Annotated in this window: 12 protein-coding genes; all 12 read right to left on the reverse strand. The window is 70.4% G+C overall.

The window, feature by feature from the left end; translation table 11 throughout:
* Position 1 precedes the first annotated feature (1 nt).
* The 12 genes from ACFY9S_RS18260 to ACFY9S_RS18315 all read right to left on the reverse strand — a co-directional run bounded on the left by ACFY9S_RS18260 (position 2) and on the right by ACFY9S_RS18315 (position 14124).
* Positions 2–811, reverse strand: a complete 810-nt coding sequence (locus ACFY9S_RS18260) for a hypothetical protein (RefSeq protein WP_391129307.1) — start codon at positions 809–811, stop codon at positions 2–4.
* Complete coding sequence (locus tag ACFY9S_RS18265; protein ID WP_391129310.1) at positions 808–4743, reverse strand: hypothetical protein; 3936 nt, start codon at positions 4741–4743, stop codon at positions 808–810. Before ACFY9S_RS18265 ends, ACFY9S_RS18260 begins: the two co-directional genes overlap by 4 nt.
* A gap of 156 nt (positions 4744–4899) precedes the next feature.
* Positions 4900–5652, reverse strand: a complete 753-nt coding sequence (locus ACFY9S_RS18270) for a CbiX/SirB N-terminal domain-containing protein (protein ID WP_391129313.1) — start codon at positions 5650–5652, stop codon at positions 4900–4902.
* 5 nt (positions 5653–5657) lie between these two features.
* Positions 5658–6554 (reverse strand): ABC transporter permease, encoded by an 897-nt coding sequence (locus ACFY9S_RS18275; protein WP_102907633.1) that lies wholly within the window; start codon positions 6552–6554, stop codon positions 5658–5660.
* Entirely contained in the window at positions 6541–7329 is a 789-nt protein-coding gene (locus ACFY9S_RS18280; protein WP_184556049.1) for an ABC transporter ATP-binding protein, read from the reverse strand. Before ACFY9S_RS18280 ends, ACFY9S_RS18275 begins: the two co-directional genes overlap by 14 nt.
* A gap of 49 nt (positions 7330–7378) precedes the next feature.
* Complete coding sequence (locus ACFY9S_RS18285; protein WP_391129317.1) at positions 7379–8482, reverse strand: aliphatic sulfonate ABC transporter substrate-binding protein; 1104 nt, start codon at positions 8480–8482, stop codon at positions 7379–7381.
* Positions 8483–8705: 223 nt separating this feature from the next.
* On the reverse strand, positions 8706–10040 hold the full coding sequence (locus tag ACFY9S_RS18290; protein ID WP_391129320.1) for a GTP-binding protein: 1335 nt from the start codon (positions 10038–10040) through the stop codon (positions 8706–8708).
* 2 nt (positions 10041–10042) lie between these two features.
* Positions 10043–10978: a sulfate adenylyltransferase subunit CysD gene (gene cysD / locus ACFY9S_RS18295; RefSeq protein ID WP_390994072.1), complete on the reverse strand. Its 936-nt coding sequence runs from the start codon at positions 10976–10978 to the stop codon at positions 10043–10045.
* Complete coding sequence (gene cysC, locus ACFY9S_RS18300; protein ID WP_033306737.1) at positions 10975–11511, reverse strand: adenylyl-sulfate kinase; 537 nt, start codon at positions 11509–11511, stop codon at positions 10975–10977. Before cysC ends, cysD begins: the two co-directional genes overlap by 4 nt.
* Before the next feature lie 23 nt (positions 11512–11534).
* Entirely contained in the window at positions 11535–12245 is a 711-nt protein-coding gene (locus ACFY9S_RS18305; protein ID WP_391129324.1) for a phosphoadenylyl-sulfate reductase, read from the reverse strand.
* Positions 12242–12430 (reverse strand): hypothetical protein, encoded by a 189-nt coding sequence (locus ACFY9S_RS18310; protein ID WP_102907626.1) that lies wholly within the window; start codon positions 12428–12430, stop codon positions 12242–12244. Before ACFY9S_RS18310 ends, ACFY9S_RS18305 begins: the two co-directional genes overlap by 4 nt.
* Complete coding sequence (locus ACFY9S_RS18315) at positions 12427–14124, reverse strand: nitrite/sulfite reductase (RefSeq protein WP_391129328.1); 1698 nt, start codon at positions 14122–14124, stop codon at positions 12427–12429. Before ACFY9S_RS18315 ends, ACFY9S_RS18310 begins: the two co-directional genes overlap by 4 nt.
* Between the last annotated feature and the right edge of the window lie 54 nt (positions 14125–14178).

Genomic DNA, 14178 nt, shown 5'->3' on the forward strand with positions numbered 1-14178 from the left:
GTCAGCCCGTCCGCATCCCTGTCGTGATGGTCTCGGACACCGTGCGGTGGCGCAGGTAGTCGCGCACGCCGTGCGGCCAGGCCGGCGCGATGCTGATCTCCGGCAGTTCCTCGACTCCAGGGAACACCCGGGCCACCGCCCCCTTGGGGATGGCCACGAAGTCCCCGGCATCGGCGACGTTCACCCACCGCCGCACGGCCGTGGGCTTCGCGCCCTTCCCGTCGCACGGGACGGGGTCGAGGCGGTGGAACACCGCGTGGGGGAGGGCCAGCGGCGAGCCGAGGGTGAGCAGCAGCCTCACGTCCAGTTCGTCCGCCAGTTCGTGCAGGGCCTCGTAGGCGACGACGCTGCCCAGTGAGTGCGCGACGACGACGTCGGGCCGGTGCCGGAGCAGCGCTTCCTCCACTCGCTCGCGCACCGCTGCCCGCCGGCCGGCGAAGTAGCGTCCCACCTCGGGAAAGAACATCCGGACCGTCTTCTCGACGACGGCGGGGCGCTGCCCGGATCGCCGAGCGATCTGCCCGCAGACCCACCGGACCCAGCCGGTCGCCGTCCCTTGCACACCGCTCGGGTCGACCCCCCAGGCCCGCGCCCACTGCTCGATCAGCACCACGTCGGCGTCGTCCAGCTCGTCATTCTGCCGCTCACTGCGCAGAAGATCGGCGTAGTACGCGGTTTCGAGCTCGAGCCCGGGGAGCCTGTCGCCGAGCGCTTCGAGCCAGTCCGCGCGCAGGCGTTTGCCGCCGAGGTCGGGGGTGGTGTCGGCGGCTTTGTAGTTGCGGACGCCGTGGATGCCGAGGAGGCGGGTCATGGCAGCGGGGCCTCCGGTTCCGGAGGAGTGCAGCTGTAGGTGCCCAGGGCGCCGTCGACGACGACGTAGACGAGCTGAGGACCGGCGAACCCGAACGATGACAGCTGCCCGGCGACCGGGATCCTTGCGCAGGGGTTCAGCGTCCGGGCCTCCCGGACCTCGACGACCTGAACGCTCCCTCGCTTTCCGAGGGCCACGCCGATGAGCCTGCCGTCAGGAGAGAAGACGAGCGGGAGCAAGGAGGACGGCTCGTCCGACAGGGAGACGCTTCTGAAGTCCCTCAGGAGCGCCGGGTCGGTGGGGAAGACGCACAGCCGCTGGAACGACCTCGCGGCCAGGAGGGAACCGTCGGGCGAGCTCGCCAGATGTGCCAGCGGTTCCGCCCAGGGGCAGCTGGCGATCTCCTCGCCCGTGACCGGGTTCCGCAGACTCAGCAGCCCGTTGCCGACATCATGGACGGCGATGAAGTGCCCGTCGGGTGAGCCGACGACGCCCTCGTCGAAGCGCGGCAGCTCCGGCAGACGCGCCTCCCCGGTGAGGCTCTTCCACAGCCGCAGATGACCGTCCTCGTCACCGCTCACCAGCACCGAGGTGTCGGGATGCACGGCGATGGAGGCCGACCTGGCCGCGACCGGCAGCCGGTTGACGAGGTGCATCGACACCGTGTCGATGATGTGGAAGTCCCTCCAGCCGCCTACGACCAGCAGGCTCCCGTCACAGGTGAAGGCCAGGTCGTTCCCACTCGGCACATCCAGGCTGCCGACCTGGGTGCGCGTGGCCACCGAGTACAGGGCGACCCGGCCTGGGGCCGCTACGGCTACAAGGCCGCCATCGGGGGAGAAGCAGACCGATCGGGCGTACTCCTCACCGTCCACGAGTGTGCGGTCACCGCCCGCGACGTCCCAGAGCGTCGTGCCGTTGGAGGAACCCACTGCCAGCAGATTCCCCCGGGGGCTGAAGGCCACAGCATGGACTCTGGTGAAGTCCTCCGCTTCCCCGAGGTCCCACCGCGCCTCCTCGGACGGGCAGTCATCGGTGATGTCCCACACGGAGACGCCGAGTTCCTCACTCACGACCGCGAGCCAACGGCTGTCGGACGAGAAGGCGAGCGCCCGTACCATGCCGGTCCTGCACTCCCAGGGCGGCCCGGCCGGGACGCGGTTCTCCACGTCCCACAGCTGCACGCTCCGTGTGAAGGAGTTTCGTGAGAAGGCGAGCAGGCGGCCGTCAGGGGAGAAGGCCACTTTGTGGACCCCGCCGAGCGGCGTCCTGCCGAAGAGGGGTGCGACCGACCGCCACGTCTCCGTCTCCAGCACCTGCACACCGCGGTTGGTCGTTGCGGCGAGCAGCGAGCCGTCCGGGGAGAACGCGATGTCGTACACCGCGCTGCCCGCGGTCGTGACCGAGCGGCTGCTGGAGTTCACGTGACCGCCGCGCGACCACAGGAGCGAGTACGTCGCGTCCTCGGGCCGGACGGCGGCCTCCTGCGCGATACGGCTGAAGCCTTCCCGGACATCGGAGAGCCCCAGCCGGTCGGCGTCGAAGGCGAACACCGACGCGCGTTCGGCGGCACCGTGCAACCGGGCGTGGGTGGCCCACGAGGCGCTGAGCAGCCGCAGAAAGTCCGAAGCCTGCTCCGAGCGGACGAGGTCGAGAGCGCGATGGTCCTCACGGAGGTCGAACCGGACGAGGAAGTGCGGATCGGTGAGCAGGGACTCGGCATGCGCGACGGAGCGTGCCCGAGCGGCATGCCCCAACGCGTGACGCAGCACGTACGGTTCGCCTTCGGCGGCCTCCCAGGAGGCGCCGTGTCCCGGCTCGGCCGACGCGTACGGCTCGATGAGCTCCGACAGCAGCCTTCCTTCGAGAGCGAGACTCCCCGCCTCGTCCAGCGGGTCCTCACCCGTCGGATGGTCGTGCAGGTAGTCGACCAGGCCCTGGTGGAAGAGCCGGTACAGCGTCTCACCGCTTAGGGGGTCGCTTCCGTACCGCAGGAAGGGCGAGGCCTCCCACAGGGTGTCCTGGAAGAGTCGCTCGTCGAGGGATTCGACGTTCAGAGCCCGCAAGCAGCGCTTCAGGGTCGTGCGTGGCATGCCGTCACCGCGAGAGCGGGCCAGCACGGCGAGCACCGCCCGCATCTGCGGGTAGTCGTCGCGCCGTGTCTTCAGGATCGATTCGAGCAGCGCCGGCAGTTCGGGCGACGCCGCCTTGGCGTACATGTCGGCACCCACCTCGTCGCGGGGCGGGTACTTCAGAGTCAGCAGGAAATGGACGTACAGGCCGGCGAGCAGGAACGGACCCCACGGTTCGTCCGGTCGCGCGCCGCGCACGATGTACGCCGCGCCCTTCCTGGCCAGCAGTCCGGTGAACGGAGAGGACTCGCCGGTGGCGTAGGGCTCCCGGGTGGCGAGGAGCCGCTGGACGTAACGCCGGACGTCCTGTTCGACCGCGGCGGGTGCGGCCGAGTCGAGGTCGATGTGGACGCCGTCGATGTCGGCCGCCTCCTCAAGAGACGACAGCGCGGTGACCACTTCCCGGCGGCCGCCCAGCAGGATCCTGCACGGCACACGGAGGGACTGCTCACCCACCGGCCGAGGTGCCAGAAGCTCGGCCACCAGCCGGAGAACCGCCTGGGGCTCGGTGCTCTCGTCCACGGCATCGAGCACGATGAGACGGTCCTTCTGTTCCCGAGCCAGCAAGAAGCGCAGCGCCTCGGCCGTCTGCGGCGGCGTGCTCCACTCCCGGCTGCCCGCCTCCTGGTCATCTGTGTGCCTGGGCCACCGCGCCCCCACCACGGAAGCGATGGCTTCGACCACCTGCCGAGCCGACCGCTGCCGCGCGTGCACCGCGACGACGTCCGGTACCTCGGGCAGATCGAGCCCGGACGACTCCCACAGCTCGCGGAAGCGCCGGCGCAGCCCGGGGTCCGCGGCGCAGACGATGACCCCGAGGAGCCCGGACTTCCCCGCACCGGCCGCACCCGTGACGGTCAGCAGAGGACCTGTTCCGGACAGCCACTCCATGTAGCGGGTGAGTTCCGAGGTGCGGCCGGAGAAGAAGCCGATGCCGGTGTCGACGGGGACGAGGCCGCGGCCCGAGGCGCGGTCGGCGAAGTAGGCGGTGTCGTCGGTCCGCCCACCGGAATCGCCCTCACCGGGGACGTGGCCCAGTGAGCGCCGCCGGGCCTGAAGCTGCTCCGCGGTCAGGGCGACCAGACGGGGGTTCGGCAGGAACGGCCAGTCGGCGTCCCCCAGTTCCACACTGAAGCCGAGGGAGAGGCGCTGATCGGCCGGGTCGCTGCGGATCACCCGGATGAGCTCGCGGACGAACCGGCTGAAGCTGATCGACTCCTCGTCGATGTGGAGGTCCAGGTCGGCCAGTCGGTGCAGGGCCGCGGCGATCCTGCTACTGAACCGGCCTTGTTCCGTCGGGGAGTCGCTGACGGCGGCGCCCAGGGCCCAGACCCCCCGGTCCGCGTCGATCTCGGTGAACGGCTGCCTGCCTGTCGCCACGCCGGCCGAGCAGGTGTCCACGAGGAAGACGACACGGTGCCGCATACCACCGCGCTCGACTTCCTGCTGCGCCTTCTCGATCCACCGGTCGACGTCCACCTCACGGTTGTCGCGTGCGACGAACGACAGCCGGTGACCCCGGTCGATCCTGCCGTGCCCGATGAGATGGACGACCACGACACCGGAAGCCGGGGGGCTGTCGACGAGTTGCCCGCGCAGGAGCGCCTCCACCTCGGTCTCCGTCGGGTCGAGCGAGGTGCCGACCTTGGCGCCGAGCCGGTCGAAAGCCTCCTCCAGCTCGCTCATCCGCGCCGGAACGAAACCGAGTTCCTCCAGGTCGGAGCCGTCGTCGAAGCTGCCCACACCGATCGACAGCACGGTGACGCCGGGAACCGCGGACCGCCGGGTCTCGCTCTCCAACTGGCCTCCCAGGCGCCTGGTTCGGGGCGGCGCCGGGACGAGGGGTCAGCGTCGCTCTCCGACGCTACCCGATCAACCGCCGGGCACAAGGCCGATCGTGACGCCCGGGACGGCGGCGCCGACGAGCGGAGTTCGCGGGCCGGGCCGGGGAAGTCGTCAGGCGCTCACGGCCGCGGGCAACGGCATCCGTGCCGCCTCGTACCGTTCCAGCACCACCCGCGCCACCTCGGGGGCCGGGCCCAGGACGTCCGCCAGGACATCCGCCTGCGCGGCGCCCCGGGCGATGCGGTCCGGGAGGAATCCGGGGGCCAGGACGTACGGGGCGACGGCGACCCGGGAGCAACCCAGAGCCCTGAGTTCGCGGACCGCGTCCTCGGTGCGCGGGAACCCCGCGGGAGAACCAGCGGAGGCGAACGCAGGCCGCACGGCGCACCAACCGGTGCGCCGCCACTCCCGCGCGATGTCTGCGATCACTGCGATCGCCTCCGGGTCGGTGGACCCCGCCGAGGCCAGGACGACCCCGGTCGAGGACTTGTCGGCGGGGGTCAGCCCCGCCTCGTGGAGGCGTCGTTCGAGGGCCGCCGTGAGCAGGGGGGAGGGGCCCAGGACGTCCGCCTGGTGGATGCGCAGCTGCGGCGGCGCATCCGCGAGGACCGCGGGGATGTCCGCCTTGGCGTGGAACGCCCGGGTGAGCAGGAGGGGCAGGGCGACGACGTCGCGCACACCCTGCACCGCCAGGGACTCCAGGACGCCCTGCACCGAGGGGACGTTGAAGTCCAGGAAGCCCGTCTCCACGCGTACGTCGGGGCGCGTCGCGCGCACCCGGCGCACCAGGGCGTGCACCGTCGCCGCATGGCGCGGGTCGCGGCTGCCGTGGGCGATGACGAGGAGAACGGGCTGGTTCGTCATGGGACTCAGCTCTTCACCAGCAGGCCGCGGCTGCGCAGCACCCACCGCTCCAGCGGGCTGAAGATCAGCAGGTCGATGGCGATGCCGACGATGAGGATCAGAAGGATCGCCTCGAACACCATGGCCATGTCGCTGGCGTTGCGGCCGTTCTCCAGCAGCTGCCCGAGGCCGACGCCGAGGTCGGGGAAGGACGCGATGATCTCCGCGGCCATCAGGGAGCGCCAGGAGAAGGCCCAGCCCTGCTTCAGGCCCGCCACATAGCCGGGCAGGGCGGCGGGCAGGACGATGTGCCAGGTGCCCTTCAGACCCGTGGCGCCGAGCGTGCGCCCCGCACGCAGGAACAGCGGGGGCACCTGGTCGACGCCGGACACCAGGCCGTTGGCGATCGAGGGGACCGCGCCGAGCAGGATCACCGCGTACATCATCGAGTTGTTCAGACCCAGCCAGATCACCGCCGGCGGCACCCAGGCGACCGACGGCAGGGACTGCAGGCCCGACAGGATCGGCCCGATCGCCGCGCGGATGAACTTCACGCGGGCCACGATCAGGCCCAGCGGCGTGCCGATCAGCAGGGCGAAGCAGAAGCCGAGCAGACCGCGCGAGACGCTGGTCCAGATGTAGCCGAGCAACTCGCCCTGGAGCCACGCCGTCTCGACGACGTCCCACACCGCGGACGGCGCGGGCAGCTTGGTCGGATCGTCGACGATCTTGAAGGAGACGAGCGCCTGCCAGACCGCCAGGACCAGCGCGACGGCCAGGAGCGGCGGCAGGATCTTCTGGACGAAGGTCTGCCGGAACGGCGTGCGGAGCGTCTGCCGCGTCTCCAGCGCGTCGAGGCCCGCCTCCAGCCCGGCGAGATCGCTGCCGTCCTTGGCGACGGTCGTCGAATCAGTGCTGGCCATGACGGCGGATCTCCCCACGCAGTTCTTCGGTGATCTCGACGGACAACTCCGCCACGGCGGTGTCCTCGATGCGGCGCGGATGCGGAATGCCCACGGTCCACTCACGCGCGATCCGCCCCGGGCGGGAGGACAGCAGCACCACGCGCTGCGCGAGCCGGACCGCCTCGCGCACGTTGTGCGTGACGAACAGGACGGACACCTGCGTCTCGCGCCAGATGCGGGTCAGCTCGTCGTGCAGCACGTCCCGTGTGATGGCGTCCAGCGCCGCGAACGGCTCGTCCATCAGCAGCAGCTTGCTCTCCTGGGCGAGCGCTCGGGCCAGGGCGACGCGCTGGCGCATACCGCCCGACAGCTCGTGCACCCGCTTGCCGTACGCGCCCTTCAGCCGCACCAGTTCGAGCAGCTCCTCGGCCCGCTCCCGGCGCTCGGCCTTCGGCACGCCCCGCAGCTTCAGGGCGAGTTCGATGTTCTTGCCCGCGGTCAGCCACGGGAACAGCGCGTGCTCCTGGAACATCAGCGCCGGACGGCCGTCCGTGGCGATCTCGCCGGCGCTGGGGCGGTCGAGGCCCGCCACCAGGTTGAGCAGGGTGGACTTGCCGCAGCCCGAGGCCCCCAGGAGGGTGACGAACTCTCCGGGCGCGACATCGAGGGTGATGTCGTCCAGGACGAGCTGCTGCCCGGCGGGGCCCGCGAACGACTTCGACACGTGGTCGATCCGGGCGGCGTGCGTGGCCGACTCGGTGCCGTCGGCGGCCTTGGCGAGGGTCGTGGCCATGGTCGTCACCTCCTGGGAACTGTTCACAATGCGGCTTCGGGGTGCGGGCTTACTTCACGCCGAGGCCGGCGTCGTCGACCGTGGGCTCGCCCTCGGCCTTCAGGACCTTGTTCAGCGGCGCGAGGTCGTAGATGCCCTTCAGGTCCGGCGTCTCCAGCAGCCCCGCCTTCACCGCGTGCTGCGCCTCGGTGCCGAGGGTGGAGGCCAGCGGGTCGTCGGTGAACCGGATCGACTTCCACGCCGGGTCGAGCACGTCGGCCGGCAGCGCCTTGCCGGAGTCCTCCTCCAGCCGCTTGTTCGCCGCTTCCTTCGCCGCGTCCGGGTTGGCGTTGATCCACTTGTTGGTCTCGACCGAGCCCTTGAGCACCGCCTCGACGACCTTCGGGTGCTCCTTCAGGAAGTCCTGCCGCACGATGATGTTCGTGATCACGAACTTCTTGTCCGGCCACAGCGCCGACTCGTCGAGCAGCACCTTGCCGCCCTCGGCGACCAGCTTCGACGCGGTCGGCTCCGGCACCCAGGCGCCGTCGACCGACCCGGCCTTGAAGGCGTCCGGGGTGACCTTGTTGTCGCTGCGGACGACCGTGACGTCACCCTTGCCGCTCTGCGGGTCGACCTTCCAGCCCTGCTCCGCGGCCCAGTTGAGGAACGCCACGTCCTGCGTGTTGCCGAGCTGCGGGGTCGCGATCCGCTTGCCCTCGACGTCCTTCAGCGACTTGATCTTGTCCGGGTTCACCACGAGCTTCACCCCGCCGGACGCCGAACCGCCGATGATGCGCAGGTTCTTGCCCGCCGACTTGGTGTAGCCGTTGATCGCGGGGGAGGGGCCGATCCAGCCGATGTCGATGGAACCGGAGTTGAGCGCCTCGATCTCCGAGGGGCCGGCGTTGAAGACGGCCGGCTCGGCCTTCGTGGCGCCGAGAGCCTTCTGGAAGAAGCCCTTCTGCACACCCACCAGAGCGGTGCCGTGGGTGAGGTTGCCGAAGTAGCCGATCCTGACGGTGTCGAGACCCTCGATCTTCTTCGCCCCGGCCGCGACCTCGGCGGTGCCGTCGTCCTTGGCCTGGGAGCCGTAGCCGCAGGCGGCCAGCGTGAGCAGGGGGAGCGCGGCGATGACCGCGAGACCGCGGCGCAGAGCGGATGGAGCAGGCACGGGAGGTGGTCCTCTCGGAGGCCCGGCGGTCACGTTCCGATCAGGTCGTGGCCGGGAGGTCGGCGGGTTTTCGTCTACGGCGGTGGGGGGTGAGGGCGCGCGGGCAGTGCGCGTACGTCAGCGCACACATCGCGCCACTCCGCCCTGCCCGCTGCCCAAGGCACCGCTGCCGACGCGGCCGCCCTCCTTGGCGAACATCGAGTAGAAGTCGGGGGAGGTCATGTCAGAAGTCCCACCCGTCGTCCTCGGAGCCGTCCTTGACCGGTTCCGGGGCCGCGAAGGACTCGCCGACCATCCCGGCGGTGAGGGTCTGGCCGTCGTTCGGGTCGATCAGGATGAAGGAGCCGGTGCGGCGCGAGTCGGCGTAGGAGTCGACCGGCAGCGGCTCGGCGGTGCGGATCTTCACCCGGCCGATGTCGTTGGCGACGAGCTGTCCCGGGTGCGGGTGCAGGGACAGGTCGTCGAGCGTGAGGCGGGACGGGATGTCCTTGACGATCGCCTTGACCGTGCGGGTGCCGTGCTTGAGCAGCACCCGGTGGCCGACCGTCAGCGGGGCGTCGGCGACATGGCAGACGGTCGCCTCGATGTCCTGCGTCGTGGCGGGCGCGTCCTTGCTCGGCACGATCAGGTCGCCGCGCGAGATGTCGATGTCGTCCTCCAGCAGGAGGGTCACCGACTGCGTCGTCCAGGCCACGTCCACCGGCTCGCCCAGCAGGTCGATGCCGGAGATCTTCGAGGCGCGGCCCGACGGCAGCACAGTGACGGACTCACCCACGTGGAAGGAACCGGCCGCGATCTGACCGGCGTAGCCCCGGTAGTCGGGGTGGTCCGGGCTCTGCGGCCGGATCACGTACTGCACGGGCAGCCGGGCGTGGCAGTGGCTCAGGTCGTGCGCGACCGGGACCGTCTCCAGGTGCTCCAGCACGGTCGGGCCGCCGTACCAGTCCATGTTCGCGGAAGGCTCCACGACGTTGTCGCCGACGAGCGCCGAGATCGGGATGGCGGTGACCTCGGGGACGCCGAGTTCGGTCGCGTACGCCGTGAACTCCTCGGCGATCGCCGCGAACACCTTCTCGTCGTAGCCGACGAGGTCCATCTTGTTGACGGCGAGGACCGCGTGCGGGACGCGCAGCAGGGCGGCGATGGCCGCGTGCCGGCGGGTCTGCTCGACGACGCCGTTACGGGCGTCGACGAGGATCACCGTCAGCTCGGCGGTGGAGGCGCCGGTGACCATGTTGCGCGTGTACTGCACATGGCCCGGGGTGTCGGCGAGGATGAACCGCCGCCTGGGGGTGGCGAAGTAGCGGTACGCCACGTCGATGGTGATGCCCTGCTCCCGCTCGGCCCGCAGGCCGTCCGTCAGCAGCGCGAGGTCCGGCGCCTCCTGGCCGCGGCTCGCGGAGACGCGCTCCACGGCCTCCAACTGGTCGGTCAGGACCGACTTGGAGTCGTGCAGCAGCCGCCCGACGAGGGTGGACTTGCCGTCGTCGACGGAGCCGGCGGTGGCGAACCGCAGAAGGGTCGTTTCCGCGAGTTCCTCGGTGGTGATGGTGCTCATCTCTAGAAGTACCCCTCGCGCTTGCGGTCTTCCATCGCGGCCTCGGACATCTTGTCGTCGGCGCGGGTGGCGCCCCGCTCGGTGAGCCGGGAGGCGGCGATCTCCACGATCACCTTCTCGATGGTGTCGGCGTCGGAGTCCACCGCGCCGGTGCAGGACATGTCACCCACGGTCCGGTAGCGCACGAGCCGCTTCTCGACGCTCTCGCCGTCCTTCGGCCCGCCCCACTCGCCGGCGGTCAGCCACATGCCGCTGCGGGAGAACACCTCGCGCTCGTGGGCGTAGTAGATCTGCGGCAGTTCGATGCCCTCGCGGGCGATGTACTGCCACACGTCCAGCTCGGTCCAGTTGGACAGCGGGAACACGCGCACGTGCTCACCGGGCGCGTGTCGGCCGTTGTACAGGTTCCACAGCTCGGGGCGCTGGCGGCGCGGGTCCCACTGGGAGAACTCGTCGCGCAGGGAGAACACCCGCTCCTTGGCCCGGGCCTTCTCCTCGTCGCGGCGCCCGCCGCCGAAGACGGCGTCGAACTTCTCCGCCTGGATCTTCTCGGTCAGCGGCAGCGTCTGCAGCGGGTTGCGGGTGCCGTCCGGGCGTTCCTTGAGGACACCGCGGTCGATGTAGTCCTGCACGGAGGCGACGTGCAGCCGCAGCCCGTGCTTGTCGACCGTGCGGTCGCGGTAGTCGAGGACCTCGGGGAAGTTGTGCCCGGTGTCCACGTGCAGCAGCGAGAACGGCACCGACGCCGGCCGGAAGGCCTTCAGCGCCAGGTGCAGCATGACGATGGAGTCCTTGCCGCCGGAGAAGAGGATCACCGGCCGCTCGAACTCGCCCGCCACCTCGCGGAAGATGTGCACCGCCTCGGACTCGAGGGCGTCGAGGTGCGACAGCGCGTAGGGGCTGCCGGTCTCCTCGGAAACGGTGGCGACGGTCGTCATGCCAGTCCCCTTTCGGTCAGCAGGGCGAACACGGAGGCCGCGGACTCCTGCACGGTCTGGTTCTGCGACTCGATGCGCAGATCGGGCGACTCGGGCGCCTCGTACGGGTCGTCGACCCCGGTGAGCCCGGTGAGCTCGCCCGCGGCCTGCTTGGCGTACAGGCCCTTCACGTCACGCTCGCTGCACACCTCGACGGGCGTCGCGACATGCACCTCGACATAGCCGGTGCCGTTCGCCTGGTGCCGCTTGCGCACCGCCTCCCGGCTGTCCTGGTACGGCGCGATGACCGGGACGAGGGCCAGCACGCCGTTGCGGGCGAGCAGTTCGGCGACGAAGCCGATGCGCTGCACGTTGGTGTGCCGGTCCTCGCGGCTGAAGCCGAGACCCGCCGAGAGGAACTCGCGGATCTCGTCGCCGTCGAGCACCTCGACCCGGTGGCCCTCCTCGCGGAGCCGGCCGGCCAGCTCGTAGGCGATCGTGGTCTTGCCGGCGCTCGGCAGACCCGTGAGCCAGACGGTGGCTCCGGTCGTCACGTCACTCTCCTGAATCGTCGTCGTCATCCGTGCAGCCCGCACTCGGTCTTGCTGCGGCCCGCCCAGCGGCCGGCGCGCGCGTCCTCGCCCTCCAGGACCCGGCGGGTGCAGGGCGCGCAGCCCACGGAGGCGTAGCCGTCCATCAGCAGCGGGTTCGTCAGCACACCGTGTTCGGTGACGTAGGCGTCCACGTCGTCCTGCGTCCAGCGGGCGATCGGGGAGATCTTGACCTTCCGCCGCTTCTCGTCCCAGCCGACCACCGGGGTGTTCGCCCGGGTCGGGGACTCGTCGCGGCGCAGACCGGTCGCCCAGGCCCGGTAGTCCTTCAGGCCCTGCTCCAGCGGCTGCACCTTGCGCAGCTTGCAGCACAGGTCGGGGTCGCGGTCGTGCAGCTTCGGGCCGTACTCCGCGTCCTGCTCGGCGACCGTCTGGACCGGGGTGAGCGTGATGAGGTTGACGTCCATCACGGCCTCGACCGCGTCGCGGGTGCCGATGGTCTCCTCGAAGTGGTAGCCCGTGTCGAGGAAGACCACGTCGACGCCGGGCATCGCGCGGGCGGCGAGATGGGCGACCACCGCGTCCTCCATGGAGGAGGTCACGCAGAATCGCTTGCCGAACGTCTCGGCCGCCCACTGGAGGATCTCCAGCGCGGAGGCGTCCTCGAGATCGCGGCCCGCCTGCTCGGCGAGTTGCTTCAGTTCCTCGGTGGTGCGCTCTTCCTGAGCGGTCGTCATATCTGTGCCCCTCCGGAGTCGGATCGCTTCACTCCCTGGGCCAGCAGCCCCAGGAACTTCAGCGAGAAGGCCCGGCTGCACGCCGCGCATTCCCACGCGCCGTGCCTGCCCTCGGCGGCCTCGCTCGGACGCAGGTCCTCGTCCCCGCAGTAGGGGCAGTAGAACGGGGCCATCCGCTCGCTCACGACAGGGCCTCCTCGCCGGCCCGCGCGGCCCACGTGGCGAACCGCTCGCCGTCCTCGCGTTCGGCCTGGAACCGCTTCAGGACGCGCTCGATGTAGTCGGGCAGCTCCTCGGAGGTGACCTTCAGACCGCGGACCTTGCGGCCGAAGCCGGCCTCCAGGCCCAGGGCGCCGCCCAGGTGCACCTGGTAGCCCTCGACCTGCTCCCCCTGGTCGTTGAGCATGAGCTGGCCCTTGAGACCGATGTCCGCGACCTGGATACGGGCGCAGGCGTTCGGGCAGCCGTTGAGGTTGATGGTGAGCGGCTCGTCGAAGTCCGGCAGACGGCGCTCCAGTTCGTCGATGAGCTGCGAGCCGCGCTGCTTGGTCTCGACGATGGCGAGCTTGCAGAACTCGATACCGGTACAGGCCATGGTGCCGCGCCGGAACGAGGAGGGCCGGGCGGTGAGGTCGAGCGCCTCCAGAGCCTCGACGAGCGACTCGACCTGGTTCTCCTCGACGTCGAGGACGATCATCTTCTGCTCGACGGTGGTGCGCACCCGGCCCGACCCGTGGGCCTCGGCGAGGTCGGCGATCTTCGTGATCGTCGCACCGTCGACACGTCCCACGCGCGGGGCGAAACCGACGTAGAACCGGCCGTCGTTCTGCCGGTGCACACCGATGTGGTCGCGCCACAGCTGGGACGGCTGCTCCGGGGCGGGCCCGTCCACCAGCTTGCGCTTCAGGTACTCGTCCTCCAGGACCTGCCGGAACTTCTCGGCGCCCCAGTCCGCGACGAGGAACTTCAGGCGGGCGCGGGTGCGCAGCCGGCGGTAGCCGTAGTCACGGAAGATCGAGATGACGCCCTCGTAGACGTCCGGCACGTCGTCGATCGACACCCAGGTGCCCAGCCGCACGCCCAGCTTGGGGTTGGTGGACAGGCCGCCGCCGACCCACACGTCGAAGCCCGGGCCGTGCTCGGGGTGCCGGACGCCGACGAACGCGACGTCGTTGATCTCGTGCACCACGTCCAGCACCGGCGAGCCCGAGATCGCGGTCTTGAACTTGCGGGGGAGGTTCGAGTACGCCGGGTTGTTCAGGACGCGGCGCTTCATCTCCTCCAGGGCCGGGGTGGCGTCGATGATCTCGTCCTCGGCGATGCCCGCCACCGGCGAGCCGATCATCACACGCGGGGTGTCGCCGCAGGCGGTGACCGTAGACAGGCCCACGCCCTCCAGCCGGTTCCAGATCTCGGGAACGTCCTCGATGCGGATCCAGTGGTACTGGACGTTCTGCCGGTCCGTGATGTCGGCGGTGCCGCGCGCGAACTCCTGCGAGATCTCGCCGATGACCCGCAGCTGCCGCGTGGTCAGTGCTCCGCCGTCGATCCGGACGCGCAGCATGAAGTACTCGTCGTCCAGCTCCTCCGGCTCCAGGATCGCCGTCTTGCCGCCGTCGATGCCGGGCTTGCGCTGGGTGTACAGCCCCCACCAGCGCATACGGCCGCGCAGGTCGTTGGGGTCGATCGACTGGAAGCCGCGCTTGGAGTAGATCGTCTCAATGCGTGTCCGCACATTGAGACCGTCGTCGTCCTTCTTGAACTGCTCGTTGCCGTTCAGCGGGGTGTGGTGCCCCACGGCCCACTGGCCCTCACCGCGGTGACGGCTCACCTTGCGGCGGGGAGTCGCGGCGGCAGGCTTCTGCGGGGAGGCGGCCATGGTTGATACGTCCTTCGGACAGGCGGGAATGCGGCTCTGACCTGCGCGTGCGCG

It is taken from the genome of Streptomyces sp. NPDC012474 (assembly GCF_042955185.1).
Taxonomy (GTDB): Bacteria; Actinomycetota; Actinomycetes; order Streptomycetales; family Streptomycetaceae; genus Streptomyces; species Streptomyces cahuitamycinicus.